The sequence below is a fragment of the Asticcacaulis benevestitus DSM 16100 = ATCC BAA-896 genome, from assembly GCF_000376105.1.
Taxonomy (GTDB): domain Bacteria; phylum Pseudomonadota; class Alphaproteobacteria; order Caulobacterales; family Caulobacteraceae; genus Asticcacaulis; species Asticcacaulis benevestitus.
Genome location: NZ_AQWM01000023.1, coordinates 16902 through 33979 on the forward strand (window position 1 = coordinate 16902; position 17078 = coordinate 33979).

The 17078-nt window shown below is 57.4% G+C and carries 14 protein-coding genes; 7 read left to right on the plus strand and 7 right to left on the minus strand.

The window, feature by feature from the left end:
- Window positions 1-259: 259 nt before the first annotated feature.
- The 3 genes from B060_RS0117265 to B060_RS0117275 all read right to left on the minus strand — a co-directional run bounded on the left by B060_RS0117265 (window position 260) and on the right by B060_RS0117275 (window position 4301).
- The gene (locus B060_RS0117265) at window positions 260-1420 is read right to left on the minus strand and encodes a carbohydrate porin (protein ID WP_018083056.1); all 1161 of its coding nucleotides are present in this window, start codon (window positions 1418-1420) and stop codon (window positions 260-262) included.
- A 71-nt stretch (window positions 1421-1491) separates the two neighbouring features.
- On the minus strand, window positions 1492-2046 hold the full coding sequence (locus B060_RS0117270; RefSeq protein ID WP_018083057.1) for a GNAT family N-acetyltransferase: 555 nt from the start codon (window positions 2044-2046) through the stop codon (window positions 1492-1494).
- Window positions 2047-2048: 2 nt separating this feature from the next.
- Window positions 2049-4301, minus strand: coding sequence for a S9 family peptidase (locus tag B060_RS0117275; RefSeq protein WP_018083058.1), 2253 nt, complete (start codon window positions 4299-4301; stop codon window positions 2049-2051).
- Between the two features lie 128 nt (window positions 4302-4429).
- On the opposite strand from B060_RS0117275, the gene B060_RS25030 reads away from it, so the two are divergent.
- Complete coding sequence (locus B060_RS25030; protein WP_018083059.1) at window positions 4430-5314, plus strand: S1 family peptidase; 885 nt, start codon at window positions 4430-4432, stop codon at window positions 5312-5314.
- 7 nt (window positions 5315-5321) lie between these two features.
- On the opposite strand, the gene B060_RS0117285 is transcribed toward B060_RS25030, so the two are convergent.
- Window positions 5322-7079: an acyl-CoA dehydrogenase family protein gene (locus tag B060_RS0117285; RefSeq protein ID WP_018083060.1), complete on the minus strand. Its 1758-nt coding sequence runs from the start codon at window positions 7077-7079 to the stop codon at window positions 5322-5324.
- Window positions 7080-7264: 185 nt separating this feature from the next.
- Between B060_RS0117285 and B060_RS0117290 the strand changes: the two genes are divergently transcribed.
- Both B060_RS0117290 and B060_RS0117295 read left to right on the plus strand, forming a co-directional pair.
- Window positions 7265-8521, plus strand: coding sequence for a YceI family protein (locus tag B060_RS0117290; RefSeq protein WP_018083061.1), 1257 nt, complete (start codon window positions 7265-7267; stop codon window positions 8519-8521).
- Entirely contained in the window at window positions 8518-9435 is a 918-nt protein-coding gene (locus B060_RS0117295) for an L-threonylcarbamoyladenylate synthase (RefSeq protein WP_018083062.1), read from the plus strand. The genes B060_RS0117290 and B060_RS0117295 overlap by 4 nt, the downstream gene beginning before the upstream one ends.
- On the opposite strand, the gene B060_RS0117300 is transcribed toward B060_RS0117295, so the two are convergent.
- The gene (locus B060_RS0117300; protein WP_026172932.1) at window positions 9432-9920 is read right to left on the minus strand and encodes a GNAT family N-acetyltransferase; all 489 of its coding nucleotides are present in this window, start codon (window positions 9918-9920) and stop codon (window positions 9432-9434) included. The genes B060_RS0117295 and B060_RS0117300 overlap by 4 nt on opposite strands.
- Before the next feature lie 6 nt (window positions 9921-9926).
- Window positions 9927-10715, minus strand: coding sequence for a peroxide stress protein YaaA (yaaA, locus tag B060_RS0117305; protein ID WP_018083064.1), 789 nt, complete (start codon window positions 10713-10715; stop codon window positions 9927-9929).
- Between the two features lie 195 nt (window positions 10716-10910).
- On the opposite strand from yaaA, the gene B060_RS0117310 reads away from it, so the two are divergent.
- Window positions 10911-11741, plus strand: a complete 831-nt coding sequence (locus B060_RS0117310) for a response regulator (protein ID WP_155847822.1) — start codon at window positions 10911-10913, stop codon at window positions 11739-11741.
- 110 nt (window positions 11742-11851) lie between these two features.
- On the opposite strand, the gene B060_RS0117315 is transcribed toward B060_RS0117310, so the two are convergent.
- The gene (locus B060_RS0117315) at window positions 11852-13282 is read right to left on the minus strand and encodes an FAD-binding oxidoreductase (RefSeq protein WP_018083066.1); all 1431 of its coding nucleotides are present in this window, start codon (window positions 13280-13282) and stop codon (window positions 11852-11854) included.
- Window positions 13283-13414: 132 nt separating this feature from the next.
- Between B060_RS0117315 and B060_RS0117320 the strand changes: the two genes are divergently transcribed.
- The 3 genes from B060_RS0117320 to B060_RS0117330 all read left to right on the plus strand — a co-directional run bounded on the left by B060_RS0117320 (window position 13415) and on the right by B060_RS0117330 (window position 16965).
- On the plus strand, window positions 13415-13783 hold the full coding sequence (locus tag B060_RS0117320) for an NUDIX hydrolase (RefSeq protein WP_330217084.1): 369 nt from the start codon (window positions 13415-13417) through the stop codon (window positions 13781-13783).
- Between the two features lie 262 nt (window positions 13784-14045).
- The gene (locus B060_RS28260; protein ID WP_018083068.1) at window positions 14046-14180 is read left to right on the plus strand and encodes a hypothetical protein; all 135 of its coding nucleotides are present in this window, start codon (window positions 14046-14048) and stop codon (window positions 14178-14180) included.
- 184 nt (window positions 14181-14364) lie between these two features.
- Complete coding sequence (locus tag B060_RS0117330) at window positions 14365-16965, plus strand: ATP-binding protein (protein ID WP_236621638.1); 2601 nt, start codon at window positions 14365-14367, stop codon at window positions 16963-16965.
- Window positions 16966-17078: the final 113 nt, after the last annotated feature.

Sequence of the window (17078 nt, forward strand, 5' to 3'; positions counted from 1 at the left end):
AGAAAGCAAATTTCACCAAAAGGAAAGCAAAATGTTATAAAATTGAGGCAAAATGTATGTGCGGGATAATATTTTGATTTAATCGTCTTTATAGCCACACGTCTGTCGCGTAACCGCCCTGGTGAGCGAGACGTTTTTCAGACGAATGGCTCGTCTTTAGCCACTGTGGCTCTAAATCTGGCGATCAAACGTGGTGCCGATCAACTTATTTCCGCCGCTTAACGCGTCGCCAGCGGTGCAATAGCGCTCCCTTAAGGCGTCACCGAAGCTCGGCTTTCATCCGGACGCCGACGACCAGGGCGTCATCTATATCGCTGCGACCGAACGGATTCTGAACATATTGGACGTCGGGCTGGATCGACAGGTCGCCGTGGATTTCCCAGCGATAGGTCAGTTCATAAGTGACTTCGCGCTTCAGGGATTCGCCGACAGACGCCTGATAGGGCGCGCCGAAATGTGCGGCCGCGATAGCGAAGCCCAGTTGGTCGGTATCATGGTCTTTGAGCGGGCCGGTATAGACCAGACCGCCGCCGATATAGTCGGCTATGGCCATGAGTTCGTCATTGGCGGTGCCGGCACGGACCCAACCTTTCAGGCCCTGATCGCTTTCAGACGCTTCTTGTGTAAGCGTAAAGCCGAGCTGGACGTACGCCCCGCTATTATCCTTGGAGGTGTTGGTGCCGTCCAGGCGATCGAGCGTCGCTGTGTTTTTCCAGGCACCCAGTTTCACGAAACCGCCCTTGAAATCATACTGGTATTCGCCGATCAGATGGCTGCCTTCTTCGGCGGACAGCTTGATATAGACGAACTTCGTAGTGTCGTAGGGATCGCCCGGCACGCCATCGAACACCCCGGCGCGCACCGACTGATGCGCACTTAAATGCCATTCGCCGACAAGACCAAGACCGGTGGTCGGGAAGATGGACGGACCGGTTTGCGAATAGTCTATGCCGATGCCGTGCGAGGCATTGAGAAAAGCGCTCGCATTGTCCTGGACATCGAAAATGCCGTTGAGATTGATGAGGCCGGCCATGACATAACCGCGGTCGTCGCCAAAGTTCTTTTTGCCGTAGGCCTCGAACAGTCGCCAGCCATCCGGACAATCGATATTGGACGTCACCTGCACGTCGCCGACGCGATTGGCCGAAAAGTCATCGCCGAAATCGCCCAGCACGTAGCCGAAGGCTTCCCATCCGTTATCGCCCTGCCAATGGGCCGTCAGGTCGAGGTTGCTGAGCGAACTGCTGCCGACATTGAGGCCGCCCTTGACGACAGAATTGACTTCCGTCGTCAGGACGGCGCCGGTCTCGAAACTGTCGGCGCGGGCCTTGGTGGTCACGACCGCCCCCAGAACGAGCAGACCGACGAAACCGATAAAACCGATGGAGGAAGACTTGCGGTGGGGGTGTAGAACGGACATGCACAAACTCAGGTAAGCTGTTACTTTCCCTGATATTATTCCACAAAAGCACTACTATAAAGTGAACGGCGTTATCTCGATTGGGGCGGTAAGTCGTCCCAACCATCCCCTTCCGGTGTCAGTGTGAAAGGCAGGAGGTCGCGGGTCATGAAGACGACATCGAGCCAGCGCCCGAACTTGAAGCCAGCGCGCGGCAGATGGCCGGTAGGTTCGAAACCGAGCGAACGATGAACGGCGATGGAGGCGAGATTGTCGCTGTCACCAATCACCGCGATCATGCTGTAGAGACCGCGTTCGGTGCAAAGGTCCATCAGTCTTTGCAGCAGCGCCTTGCCAAGGCCGCGGCCGGTAGCTTGCGGCGCAAGATAGATGCTGTCCTCGACACCATACTTATAGGCTGGTCGTGTGCGGAAGGGAGCGGCATAGGCATAGCCCAGCACTTCCTCCCCTTCGACCGCCACAAGGTAAGGCAGGCGCAAGCCCGTGACGTGATGAAAACTGGCGAACATCTCCTCGCGCGACGGGGCTTCGAGCGCGAAGGTACCGGTGCCGTTATCGACGTTCCAGGCATAGATCGTGGTGATGGCGGTGAAGTCGTCTTCCGTCGCCGGACGTATATCGATCATGTCTAAGCCTGTTGTTCCTGCGCCCAAATAGCGAAGGCATAGTCGAAGGCAATTTCTTTAAGGAAATCGAAGCGGCCGGAGGCGCCACCATGACCGGCCTCCATATTGATCTTGAGCAGCATCGGTGCGCCAGAGGTGGATTTTTCGCGCAGGGCGGCGATCCACTTCATCGGCTCCCAATAGGTGACGCGCGTATCGCTCAAGCCCCCCGTGGCCAGCACCGGCGGATAGGCCAGGGCGCTGATGTTGTCGTAAGGCGAATAGGAGGCAATGTAGTTATAGGCCTCTTCGTCTTCCAGCGGGTTGCCCCATTCCGGCCATTCCGGCGGGGTGAGGGGCAGGGAGGTGTCACTCATAGTGTTGAGCACGTCGACAAACGGTACGGCCCCGATAACGCCGGCCCAAAGATCGGGACGCAGGTTGGTGACCGCGCCCATCAGCATGCCGCCGGCCGATCCGCCATAGGCGACAATCTTGCCTCGTGTGCCGTAACCGGCGTCACACAGGCTTTCGGCGCAGGCGATGAAATCGGTAAAGGTGTTCATTTTCTTATATTTGCGGCCATCGAGGAACCAGCCGTAGCCCTTTTCCGAGCCGCCGCGGATATGGGCGATGGCGTAGACCCAGCCGCGATTGACGAGGCTCAGACTACGGATCGAGAAGCCGGGGTCCATTGGCATACCATAGGAGCCATAGCCATACAGTAACAACGGGGCGGAGCCATCGAGCTTGGTGTCTGCCCTCATAAGGGCGGTGATTGGCACCTGCTGGCCATCGGGCGCGGTGGCATAGAGCCGGCGGGCGATATAGTCCTTTGGATTGTGACCGGACGGGATGATCTGCGTCTTGCGCAGCACCTTGTCGCGCGTCTCCATATTGTAATCGAGCGTCTGGGCCGGTGTGGTCGGCGAGGTGTAGGTGTAGCGGATAATGTCGGTGTCGTACTCATAACCACCCGAAGCGCCGAGGGCATAAGCCTCCTCAGCAACGTTGATGAAGTGCTCGGTCATATCGGCCTTACGCGTGATAACGATGCGCGTATTGGCGTTTTCGCGTTCAACACGGATCATGTGGCGCTTGTAGACGCCGGAACCGGTGACATAGATGCCCGGATGGTGCGGTACCAGATCGCTCCAGGTGGCGCGGGCAGGTTTGTCGGCGGTCGAAACCATCAGCTTGAAATCAATAGCGTCGTCGGCATTGGTGCGAATGATAAAGCGGTCATCCCAGTGGTCGATATCGTACTGGATGCCTTCATGACGCGGTTCGACCACGAAAGGCCAGGCTTCGGGCGTGGCGGCGGGGATGAGCCAGGTTTCCGAGGTCTCGTGATTACCGGCGCCGATGCTGATGAAGGCGTCGGAACTGAGCGTGCCGATGCTCAGGAAGAAGCCGTCGTCCTTTTCATCATAAACGAGCACATCCTTGCCACCTCTGGCCAGTCGGCGATAAACCTTGGCTGGGCGAGAGTTTTCATCGCGCCAGGTCCAGAAGATGTACTTGGAATCGGGCGAGAAGGTGAAACCGCCGTCGCAGTTCTCAATCGGGTTGGGCAGGATGTCGCCGGTGGCCAGATCCCTGACGTAAACCTTGTAATATTCCGAGCCTTGCGTGTCCTCGCCCCAGGCGAAAAGCGTATGGTCGGGGCTGTGCTGGGCGTCGGAGGTTTCGTAAAAGTCGCTTGTCTTGGCGCGTTCGTCCTCATTGAGCAGGATCTGCTCTTGCTCTCGGGTGTCTTCGGTAGATGGAATAGCAGCCTCGAAGGCGCCCTTGGTGCGTGGACGGCGGGCGATAATCGGGTGCTGGGCACCTTTTTCGAAGCGCGAATAATATTCCCACGGGCCATCCGCGGTCGGCACCGAGGCGTCGTCTTCCTTGATGCGTCCCTTCATCTCGTTGAAAATCTCGTCCTGCAAGCCCTTTGTGCTTTCCAGCATGGCAGCGCTGTAGGCGTTTTCCTCGATCAGGGCGGCCTTGATGTCGGCACGGATCAAGCCGGGATCGCGCAGCACGGCCTGCCAGTTATCGTCCTTTATCCAGTGGTAAGGATCGATGCGCTTGTGGCCCAGTTGGTCGATTTCAAACGGCTTGCGGGCGGGGGAGGGCGCGACAGGCTGGGCGGCGGCTTTTGCGGGTGCGGGCAATGGAGGCTCCTTGAGCGTCTCGGAAGGTGTGGCGGCAAAACCAGCCTGGGTCATAAAACTGGCACCAAGCGAGGTCAAAATGAAAGTTCTGCGGTCGGGACGGCTTTTCATGGCTGACTTCGCCTGACAGATTGGAAAGGGCCTTTGCCGCGCGAGATTGGGGTAGAGGATTGACCCAATCCGGAAATGCCGTCAAATGGCTTTAGGGTTTCGAGAGCCGAAAATGGGGGATATGGGTGATGATGGATGTTGACCTGACCGTGGCGCTGATCAAGGCCACCGTCCAGATCGATCAGCCGATCAGCGAGGCCAAGCGCATGGTCGGCACGGGCTTCCTGATTTCGGTGCCAAAGGCCGATGGCACGACGCAGATCGTGCTGGTCACAGCCGCCCATGTTTTTGAGAAAATGCCGGCGGCCGATGTGCGTATCGGTTGGCGCGTTCAGGGCGCCAAGGGCAACTGGAGCTATGTCCCGTCCAACATGACCATTCGCTCGGCCACGGGGCCGGTCTGGTATCAGCATCCGGCGCAAGATATCGCCGTCATTCCGGTCAATGTGCCGGAATCGTTGCGTGATTCTGCCATTCCCGCCAGTTGGCTGGCTGACGACACCACCTTTATTAACGAGCGCGTGGTGGCCGGCGATGAGATGGTGACGCTGGGCTATCCGCATGGGCTTTCGGCCAATGTGGCAGGCTTCCCGATCCTGCGCGCAGGACGCCTGGCCTCCTATCCAATCTCGCCTTCTAGCACCTATCCGACCTTCCTTATCGACCTGACGGCCGTGCCGGGCAATTCCGGTGGTCCGGTCTTCATGACCAGCCAGGGCGGCAAGGGCCACACCTTTATCGCCGGCGTGCTGATCAAGCAGGTCGAGGACGACAATCAGCGCCTGGAACTGGGTGTGGTGACCGACGCCATCTTTGTGCGCGAGACCATCAATATCATGCTGAAGGCGCAAGCCACAGGCGCGCATCCTTCGGTTAACCTGCTGCCGACTGCGCCGGCGCCGATGCGCACGCCGGGCGGCCCGACCACGGATACGCAGGACATGACCCGCCGCACCAATGCCCGGCCGTCCGAAGGCGAGGGCGGTCCGATCGGCGAAACGCCCTCAAATTAATCGAAACTTAATCGAGGCTGAGCGTCAGACCGTCAAGGGCGCCATACCCGGACTTGATGGCGGCGAGGTGCGCCGGTGCGTGGCTGAGCGTATGAGCGCAGAACAGGCGTGCAAGCTTGATGCGGTCATTCAGCCACGCGGCATCGCCCGTCGCCAACTGGCTTTGCGCCACCAGGGCCCCTTTGAGCAGAAGCCAGCCGCCGATCAGATCGCCGCTGAGCTGGAGATAGGTGGTGGCGCCGGTCGCAACATCGAGCGGTGCGTTGGTCTTTTGCGTCAGCAGATGATCTGAGGCCACCGAGAAGGCGGTGACGGCAGCATGTAGAAGCTCGAATTCCGCTTTAAAATCGGCTTTCAGGGCATTGATTTCCAGGAAGGAACGAATATCGGCTTCGAGTTCGCGCGCCGCCACGCCATCGCTGCCGAGCTTGCGCCCGACCAGATCGGCGGCCTGAATACCGTTGGTGCCTTCGTAGATCGGGGCTATGCGGGCGTCACGGTAATATTGCGCCGCGCCGGTCTCTTCGATGAAGCCCATGCCGCCATGGACTTGAACGCCGAGGGAAGCGACCTCGACAGCGCGATCCGTGCTCCACGCCTTGGCGATGGGGACGAGGAAATCCTCACGGCGTTTGTGGCGGGCGTTGTCTTCATCCACCTTGGCGGCGTCGATGGCCGCGGCCGTGGCCATGCAGATGGCGCGGGCGGCCTCTAGCTTGGCCTTCATCAGGGCCAGCATCAGGCGGACATCGGGATGATCATAGATCGGCGCATAGTCCTGACCGGTGATTAGCGACTTGCCCTGACGGCGATCAAGCGCATAGGCCTGCGCTTTTTGCCAGGCCGCATCCGCCAGACCGACACCCTCAAAACCGACGGCGAGGCGCGCGGCGTTCATCATCGTGAACATGGCGGCGAGGCCACCATTGGGCGGGCCGATCAGTTCAGCTTGCGCGCCTTCAAACGACATAACGCAGGTCGGCGAGGCATGGATACCGAGTTTGTGCTCCAGCCCGACGCACTTGACCGTGTTGCGCGCGCCCTTATTGCCTTCTGAATCGAGCAGGTATTTAGGGCAGAGGAAAAGCGAGATGCCACGCGTGCCTTTGGGGGCGTCGGGCAGGCGCGCCAGCACCAAATGGATGATATTGGCGGCGCCGTCGTGCTCGCCCCACGTGATAAAGATCTTCTGGCCAGTGATGGCATAGGTGCCGTCGCCATTGGGTTCAGCTTTCGTGGTGAGCGCCGCCAAATCGGAACCGGCGCTGGGCTCGGTCAGGTTCATGGTGCCGCACCAAACGCCTGAGATCAGTTTGGGCAGGAAGAGATCCTTCTGCGCTTGCGATCCGTGGGCGTGGATGGCTTCGATCGAGCCCTGACTAAGCGTCGGCAGCAGGGTGAAGGCCATGTTGGCGCCGTGGAACATGTCGAAACAGGCCTGTTCGAGCATTTTGGGCAGGCCTTGTCCGCCAAAGGCCGGATCGGCCGCCAGGCCATACCAGCCGCCTTCGGCATAGGCCTTGATGGCGTCGAGGAAGCCCGGCGCGACCACCACGCGATCACCATCAAGATTTGTACCATTCAGGTCACCGACCCGATTCAGCGGCGCCAGCACATCACCGGCCAATTGACCGGCGGCGTCCAGCACGGCGTCGCGCAGGGATTCGTCGAAATCCGGGAAGGCGGAGGTGTTGTAGCTGTCCGACATGCCGATCACATGATCGAGGCAGAAGGTGATGTCTTTGATGCTCGGGCGGTAGGTCATGGCGAGTCCCTGTATTTTCGCCTAGTTTATGACGGTAAGGGAAGTGTCGCAAGTTTAATTTACGTGAACGTCAACTTTTAAATTGCGGCGAGCGCTTGAATTGTACGTGGGTCTGTTACATATATTTTCGCATGACGTCCTAGTGCCCTTGGTGTATGCAGGCTTTATCTGAGGAGAGTGCCCACATGAGTGACCTGACCCCGACCAGCTATAATCGCTACAGCCGCTATATCCATTGGCTGATGGCCTTTATGATCCTGTTCATGGTGTTCCTGGGCTGGCGTTTCGAAGACAAGGACACGTTGCTGTTCAATCGCGCCAACCTGCACAAGTCGATCGGTATCCTGATTTTCCTGCTGACCTTTCTTCGCATCGGTTTGCGTTTCGCCTACAAAGCGCCGCCCGAACCGCCGATGCCAAAATGGCAGGCCCTGGCGGCGCAAGCCCTGCACGTCGCGTTCTACGTTGTCATGATCGCCTTGCCGCTGTCGGGTTGGCTGATGGTCTCCACATCGGCACGTGAAATTCCTTTCTTCGGCATAGCGTGGCCGCATCTGCCGGTGCCCCAGACGCACGATGCGCATGAAACCTTCGAGGCGGCGCACGGTCTGATCGCCAAGCTGCTGTTCTATGCCATGATCCCGCTGCATGTTCTGGCCGCACTCAAGCACCAGTTCGTCGACAAGGATACGGTGGTTGAGCATATGGTGCCTGGCCTGAAACCTCGCCCGATCCTGAATTATCGCTGGCTGCTGCCAATCGGCGTTGTGGGGCTGGCCGTAGCCCTCGGTTTCGGCATCATGCGCGGCACGCCACTGGAAACCGGCGAACCCGCTGCGCCGCCTGCAGAAGTGACAGATGCCAGCGCGTCCGCGGAAGCTGCGGCCTCGCAGTCCGCTTCGGACTCTCAATCGGCATCGGCCTCACCGGAAGCGGCGGCGATCACGACCTGGAGCGTTGACAAGTCCGCCACCAGGATCGCCTTCTCAACGACGTTTTCGGGCGAAGCGATCAACGGTGGATTCAGCGCCTATAGCGCCAATATCGCCTTTGATCCGGAGCAACTCGATAAGTCCCGCGTCAAGGTGACGATTGATCTCGCCTCGGTTACTTCCGGGGATAATGACCGAGACGGCACGCTGAAGAGCGCGTCCTTCTTCAATATCGCCAGCACGCCAAAGGCTGTCTTTGAAGCGGCAAGCTTTACCAAAAAAGATGCGACGCATTTTGTCGCCAAGGGCAAGCTGACCCTTCACGGCAAAACGCAGCCTCTGAGCCTGCCCTTCACCCTGACCATCAAGAACGATATCGCGACTATGTCTGGCAATGTTGATCTCGATCGCACGGCGTTCGGCGTCGGGTCTGGCGAATGGGCGGCCACGGATTCCATCCCGGCCAAGGTGTCGGTCGCCATCAGCCTGAAAGCTAAAGCGTCTAAATGAGTGTTGTAGACGCGGCTGTCCGTGCCCTGCGTGAGGGCGGCCTGATCCATCTGCCGACGGAGACGGTTTATGGACTGGGCGCTTCGGCATCCGATCCGGAAGCGGTGATCAAGGTTTTTGAGGCCAAGGGCCGGCCGCGTTTCAATCCGCTTATCGTCCATGTGGGGGGTATGGCGCTGGCTGAGCGCATTGGCATCTTTGATGACCGCGCCCGCGCCCTTGCGGCGGCCTTCTGGCCGGGATCGCTGACCCTTGTCGTGCCGGTGCGCGATACTGGGTTGGTCTGCGATCTGGCGCGCGCTGGCCTGGACAGCGTGGCCCTGCGGATGCCGGATCATAAGATGGCGCTGGATATCCTGCGCGGTTTAGGCGCGGGTGTGGTGGCGCCCTCGGCCAACCGCTCCGGCCGTCCGAGTCCGACCACGCAACGTGATGCCTTTGAAGAAACCGGCGCCTTTGTGCAGGCATCGCCCGATGGTGGCGATTGTCAGGTTGGCGTGGAATCAACCGTTGTCAGTTTGCTAGGAGACGTGCGCTACCTCCGCGCTGGTGCCGTGACGCGAGCGCAGATTGAGGCCGTTGTCGGGGCATTGGCGCAGGATGAAGCCGAGGGGCATAGGTCACCGGGTCGGATGGCGCTGCACTATGCGCCCGATGCGCCGGTAAAAATCAATGTTGAAAACCCTTCGGTTGGCGCGGCCTATCTCGCTTTTGGCCCAGTGGAACACGATGGCCTAGTCATCCAGTTAAGCGCCACGCGCGACCTGCACGAAGCAGCCGCCAATCTCTTCAAGGCTTTGCGCGAGGCCGATCGTTTCACGCCGCCGGTTATTGAAATCGCGCCTATACCCGAAGACGGTGTTGGCGAGGCGATCAATGATCGCATTCGCCGTGCTGCCGGTTTTGTCGGTTAGAGGTCACGTCTCAGGTAAACACTGTCGCACCATGTATCACCGACAAGCCACGTCCGGCTAGCGAAGCCCGTTGTCTTGAAACTGAGATGCGCCAGAAAGCCAAGACAGACGGCGTTGTGCGGATCGACATCGGCTGTCAGATAGGTCAGCGAGCCTTTGGCGGCATGGTCGATATAAGCGCGCGCTGCCTCACGTGTGAGGCCCTTGCCCCATACATCCTTAGAAAAAATAAAGCCGAGATCGGGCGGTTGATAGCAACCTATTTTACCAATCACCTGGCCTTCGTATACCACGACGAAATCATCACGCCCCTTCGTCGTGTCCATCATGGAATCAAGCCATGTCTGGGTTACGTCTCGATCCGCATGGGGCGGTGTTGACCAGTAACGAGTAGCCACAGGATCTGACAGGATGCGATGCAAATCGGACAGATCGTCCTGTCGCGCCCGACGTAGTAACAATCTCTCTGTTAGAATTTCAGTCATCAAAAATCAGGCGGCCTTCTTCTTTGTTATGAGTTCAGGCTGCGGACGGGTGAACACCCAGTCATCGTCCTTCGAGAGATCAGCGCGGAAACTATAGTCGGCGATCTTGAAATCTCTGATTCCTTCGATGCGATCCACACGCTGATCGATCATATAGCGCGCCATTAGGCCGCGCGCCTTCTTGGCGAAGAAAGACACGATCCTGGCCTGATTGCCTTTGATCTCCAGAAAGCGTGGACTGATAACCTTGGCTTTCAGCGTCTTGGTCAGCGCAGCGCGTGCATATTCCTGGCTCGCGAGGTTGACGACGGTGTCGCTGCCTTGCTCTTGCAATTCCGCCGCGAGGCTTTTGGCGAGGCTATCGCCCCAGAACTGATAAAGCGTCTCGGCTCGACCGACTTTCAGGTGCGAACCCATTTCCAGACGGTAGGGGCGGATGAGGTCGAGTGGACGTAAGATGCCGTAAAGACCGGAGAGGATGCGAAGATGCGTTTGCGCCCACATCGCGCCTTCTTTATCCAGGGTGCGCGCTTCAAGGCCGGTATAGACATCACCATCGAACATGAAGACGCAAGCGCCCGGCGTCTGATTTTCAAAGCCCTGATAGCGCTCGTAGTTCAGGTCGCTCAAGGCTTTTGAGATATCCATCAGCTCGGCGATGTGGTTTGGCTTCAGGCGTTTAAGGGCGGTCAGAAGCTTTTGGCTCTGGTCCGGAAAGCGTGTTTCTGTAGGCGCCAGGCCGATGTCAAATGGAGTCAGGTCGAGCGATTTGGCGGGGGAAATGAGGGTCAGCATGATCGCTCTTTTAACTTTGTCAGCTTGTAGGGTCGTAGAGAGGCTCAACATAGGGATGTTTGAGATGCAAGGCAATCAGACGGATGGTGTTTGCTGTGATGGATTAATACGTGCTAACCTTTAAACTTACGGTGTTTTTAAGGCTTTTTAACTTAACAAGGCCTGTGTTTCATCGTGTCTGCATCTGGTGTCCGTATGAGTTTAGGTAGTGTGCTCGTCATGGATCAGAACCGTGATCAGGCGCAGCGCATCGCCACGATGCTGCACGATCAAAAATGGACAACTGTCCTTAGCTTTGACCAGCGCATGGCCATGCGGATGCTGAAGTCCAGTCGCTTCCATCTGTTGTTGTTTGATTCCCACGGCGAACGCGGCACCACGATCGACCTGGTCGGTGAAATTCGCCAGGACGCTCAGGATGCACCACTGGCCATCATGACCAATGGCGTCAGGCGCGATGGCAAGATTGATATCTCAGGTCATGCAGCGCAGGGCGGCAGCGCCGATTTCGTACTGCAGAAACCGTTCAATCCTGAAAAGCTTAAAGGTCTCCTGGCCGATACCAACGCTTACCACCGGGCGCGTGCGAAAGATCACCACGTTCTGGTCATAGAAGACGACGAGCTTCTGCGTCATGATGTCTGCGCTGTGCTCAGGCAGGTTGGCTACAAGGTGTCCTATACCTCCAACATGGAAGACGCCTTCTTCGACCACAATCTCGGCATGATCGATGTGGTGGTGACCGCTGTGCTGATTCCCGGCATCGGCGGTATTGAGGGCACGGCGCAGATAAAGTCAGACTTTGGTCACGTCAAGGTCGTTGCCATGTCGCAGGGCGTTGACAGCACGATCACCGCCGTGCATGTTCTGGCGGCAGCAAAGGCCGCCGGCGCCGATGCGCTGCTGCCGAAGCCCTTCACTATGCACGATCTGCTCAAAACCATGAACGGCGTGATCCGCGCCAAGGAAGACGATCCGGAAATAGACCTGGCGCAAGCCGCCGTTGACGCTATTTTCGCTCGCTGATCCATGCCACTGACCGCTAAGACGTTCCTGTCATTGCAGCCCGTCCTGATGGGACTTGGAAACGCCTCTATACCGACCCAAAAGTTGTCGTGCACTTCCGTGAGTGGAGCCTAAAACAAAACGTGTGGGTTCATGATGCGCTTCGGGTCCAACGCTAGTCGCAGGGCCTGCATGGCGGCGACAGCCACCGGGTCTTTATAAAGGAGGGCTTCCTGCGTCTTCATACGGCCCAGGCCATGCTCAGCGGAAATCGAGCCCTCATACTGATGCACCAGATCGTGGACGACCTTGGCGCCTTCGTCGCGCATGGCGTTGAAGGTGGCAGGATCCATCCCGACCGGCAAGATAACGTTAAAGTGGACATTTCCGTCGCCGACGTGGCCAAAGGCTACCAGGCGTGCACCCGGCAGGAAGGCCTCGATCGCTTTTGCGCCTTCCTCCATATATTCAGCCATGCGAGACAGCGGCACGGATATATCGTGTTTCCAGGCCGCGCCCTCCACCTTTTCGGCCGCTGAGTGATCTTCGCGCAGGCGCCAGAATTCGGCGGCTTGGGTTTCGTTCTGTGCGATAACGGCATCAAGCACCAGATTTTCCTCGAAGGCCGCTTCGAGCAGGCGTTCCATCGAGGCGGAGGCGCCTTCAGGATCACCGGACGCGACCTCGATCAGGGCGTACCACGGATATTCGGCGCCCAGCGGTTCTCTGGTATCGGGAATATTCTTGAGCACCAGCGAAAGGCCGTAACGCCCCATCAGCTCGAACGCCTCGACCTGACCGCCGGTTTCCTGCTTGGCGCGCACCAGCAGGTCGATAGCCTTCTGTGAGCTTTCAAACGCTACAATGGCGGTGGAACGCGAATTCATAATAGGGAACAGCTTGAGCGATGCCGCGGTAATAATGCCGAGCGTGCCCTCGGCGCCGATAAACATATGCTTGATGTCGTAACCGGTATTGTCCTTGCGCAGGCGTTTCAGGCCATTGAAAATTTCACCATTGGGCAGCACCACCTCAAGCCCTGATACAAGATCACGCGTCACGCCATAGCGCAGAACGGCCGTGCCGCCGGCATTGGTCGAGATGACGCCGCCGACTGTGGCGGTGCCTTCGGCGGCCAGAGAGAGCGGGAAATAGCGATTGGCTTTCTCGGCGATTTGTTGCGCGTCCAGCAACGTCAGACCGGCTTCCAGCACCATGGTATCGTCCGTTGGGGCCACATCGCGGACCGCCTTCATGCGCTCCAGCGAGATCAGAATTTCACCGAATGGAATCTGGCCGCCGACCAGCCCGGTATTGCCGCCCTGGGGGGTGATGGCCACGTTGTTGTCGTAGCATATCTTGACGACAGCCGCGACTTCCTCGGTCGATTTCGGCAGGACCAGCAGGGGGGTATGGCCCTTCCATTTACCGCGCCATTCGGTCAGCTTCGGATCAACCCGCATCGCGTCTTCACTGTAACCGGCATCACCGACCACGGCCTTAATCTGGGCGATGACATCGGGAGCGACAGGCGGGGCTTCGGCGAAAGCAGACGTGGACATGGTGACCTCTGTTGAGACTCGGCACATAAGGCGAAGGAACGGAACGCGGATTGCGTTAAGCGAGAGAGGCTGCAAGTGCAAGACACAAAACCTAATCCTTCAGGTCAGTATGGCTTATATCCTGTGCCTGCGGTGGGCGTTGTGTGCTGGCGTGGCGAAGAGGTGCTGCTTATCAAGCGGGGCAGGGCGCCCCGTATGGGAGACTGGTCGATCCCTGGTGGCAAGGTTAATCGTGGTGAAAGCCTCCAGGACGCCGCGCTGAGAGAGCTTTATGAGGAGACAGGCGTTGTTGCGGAAATTGGCCCCTTACTCGCCGTTTACGAGATAATTGAGCCGCAGTTTCACTATGTGCTTATCGACTATGTGGCGAATTGGAAAAGCGGCGAAGCCCGCGCCGGCGATGATGCGGCGGAAGCGCGTTTTGTATCTTTGGATGAGGCTATGTCTCTGATAAATAGAGAAGATATACGCGATGTCTTGATGCGGTCGCGTCTCGATTGAAAACTTGCGGGTTGTACAAAACGACTGTGATCGTGATGTCGCATTTGCTGTTAAAATGATCAATGACTCGCGACAGCACTCACGCCACAGAATTCGCGTCTTGTGCGAAATGCGAAAATATGATTAATGCTCCGTTAACGCTAATAAAGGGTTATGAACCTTATGTAGTCGTTGCGGGCGAGGCTAGAGTTTATCTGAGCATTCAGGGGCGAACTCCGGACCGTGTCCAGTTTTGGTTTGGTGTATTTTCAGGAGTAAGCCTATGAAGAAGTTCGCAATTGCCATCGCCGCCGTCGCCCTCAGCGCCAGCGCCGCTTTCGCCGTGAGCCAAGCCGTCGCGCACCAAATGCCGACCTGCAATTGCTCGCCGAGGTTCGGTTGCGTTTGCGGCGGCTAACTAAGCCCCGTCATTAAACGATACCTAAAGGAAGTTGGGCGCGTTAAGTTGCGCTCTTATTGTCTACAAACGCCTCGCTTAAAGCGGGGCGTTTTTTTGTTTTCAGGCATCCGTTATCGTACATTTAAGCGAATACTAAGGTCTTTGTGGCTTTAGTATCCATAACTTAGGTGTGGGAGACGGCATGGGTCGCTCTGGTCTGACTATGATCTCTGTGGCCAAAAAGCATTTGTTTGCTTTGGTGAGCGCGCTCATTATTGCCTGGGTTTTAGGTTCGGCCGATGTACAGGCGCGCCAGGCCGAACCGGCTCCGCGCCATGATAAACTGGTCGCTGTCTATAATCTTGTCTCGGCCACCCCTTTTATTTATGCGCAAAATGAAATTGACCAATATGGCGAAAGCGCCATGGCGATGCAGGGGGATGCCCGTATCTACGCCTTATGGCGCGTGCTCTATGCCTACAAGACCGATCAGAATGAAGATAAGCTCACCGCCTGGCATGACCGCATCCTAAGGCTGGCGCAGAAGGAAAATGACAGTAATCTCGATCTTCTAGCGCGGTTTATGTTTCAGGCCTATGCCAGTGAAAGCCATGGCTATAACGGCTTTACCGATCGTGAATGGAGCACCTATCTGACGACGCCTGACAGCGCCTTGCAGGGTATAGTTATGGTCGAGCGTGTGCGTCATTTGCAGCATTTCGAGCAGTGGGCCGATGCTATTGACTTAGGCGACAAGTTAATCGTGCGCTTGCAGGCCGAGGGGCGGGCAGCTGAGCCCGTTCTTGAGGCCGCGCATCAAGTCATTGCTTTTTCTTTGAGTGCTGTTGGCGATTACGACGCCTACGCTGGTCACATGCTGTCTATGGCGCAGTTGTCGCAAAAGAACGCTTTCTTTTCGCAAAAGATGGACATGCTCTACGATCTGACGCTTTGGGCGGCGAAAGAAAATGACATGCCGGTAGCAGAGCAATTGCAAAAGCTCCACGCGGATTATGTGCGCAAGTACAATGTTGAAGATTTGAAAACCTGGGATGAATATCTCTGCGCTACCATTGAGGATCAGGCACAGAAGTATCAGGCCGTGAAAGAGTGTCTAAAGGATTCCTATGTCATGCAAGGCGTGACGGGGAACATGCTAGATGTCTGGAAATTGCGTTTGCTGGCGCGTGCCTATGCAGACGGGCCAGATGTATCGCGCGCTCGTTTTTTTCTGGCGAAATTACGGGCCGTACCTGAAAGCATGAGCCCGCGTGACACTGTATTTGAACAGCATATTGAAGCCTATATATTGCATGCAGAAGGTCGTCATTCCGAAGCTTTTGTGAAAATGGATGAATGGGGGCGACAGAAGTCGCTCTATTATGAGTACGCCAAGGTCTGGGCTGTCGAAGGCATGTACAAGGCCCTGCGCAAGGAACTCGACTCAAAGACGGCCGAAAGCCGTTTGCTGGTCAAGCAGGTGCAGATGCGCAACCTGCTGCTCGGCGCCGCTGCGCTGATTGCCTTCTTGCTTATCGTTATCGTTATCGGCGGTGCTCTCTGGGTGATGCGAATGCGGCGGATGCAGTGGCATCTCAAGGATGCGCACGAACATGCCGAAGCGGCCAATGCGGCCAAATCGCGCTTCCTGGCTGTCATGAGTCACGAATTGCGCACGCCGCTTAATGGCGTACTTGGCATGGCGCAGGCGCTGAAAATGGATGAGCTGAACAACACCCAACGCGAGCAGGTCGATATTCTCGTCGACTCCGGTAAGACCTTGATGGTCTTGCTCAATGATGTGCTGGATATGTCGCGTATCGAGGCCGGTAAGATCGAACTGGCGCCTACGCCTTCGACCATGAAAGACATGATCGAGCGCGTTATAAATACCTACGGCACAATGCTGGATGGCAAGGACGTAGTGCTGCGTTATGATCTGGCCGAAAGCGCCACAGCGCCGATGACTTTTGATGTGCTGCGCGTCTATCAGTGCCTGTCAAACCTCGTGTCCAATGCTCTGAAGTTTACCGAGAAAGGCACAGTGCGCATCCTTGCCTCGGCAGATCATCACGCCCAGGGCGGCTACAAGGTGCGTGTTGAGATACGCGATACCGGTATTGGCATGAGCAAGACCACGCTCGATAAGTTGTTCGAGGCCTTCACCCAGGCCGATCCGATCACCGCCCGCAAATATGGTGGTACGGGGCTGGGCCTCAACATCAGCCGCCGTCTGGCTGAACTTATGGAGGGCTCTCTCAGCGTAACCAGCGAAGAGGGCGTTGGTTCATGTTTTGTCATGACGTTTGAAGCCGGTGAGGTCGTCACCACGCCGAACGAAATGGAAGCCTCGGAAGTGAAAGCCATATCGAAGCACGATGATAACGCCGATCTGCCGGGTATGAAGATCCTGCTGGTCGATGATCACCCGGTTAATCGCAAGGTGGCGCGCCTGTTCCTGGAACCGTTTGGCTTCGTCATCACCGAGGCGGTCGATGGCCAGGAGGCCCTCGATCTCGATATGTCGCGCTATGACCTGGTGCTGATGGACCTTAACATGCCGCGTCTGGGCGGGCTCGAGGCTACGCGCATCTTCCGCGCGCAGGAAGGCGAAGGGCAGCATGTGCCGATCATCGCCCTGACGGCCGATGCCATGCATGATCAGATCGAGGCCTGCCATGCCGCCGGCATGGATGCACACATCGCCAAGCCGATCATAATGGATACGCTGGTTGATACAGTGGCGCGCCTCTTGCGCCTCAAGGGTGAGGAAAGCGCGCCTTCCAAGTCTGAAGTTGCGTAACTCACGCTGATTTTACAAAACTTTTCCGATTGCCCTAGAGCATGAGCGTAACAGGCTGTATAGTTGTGAGCGTGAAAAGATACCCCATATACGGAAGGTATTTTCATCGGGGG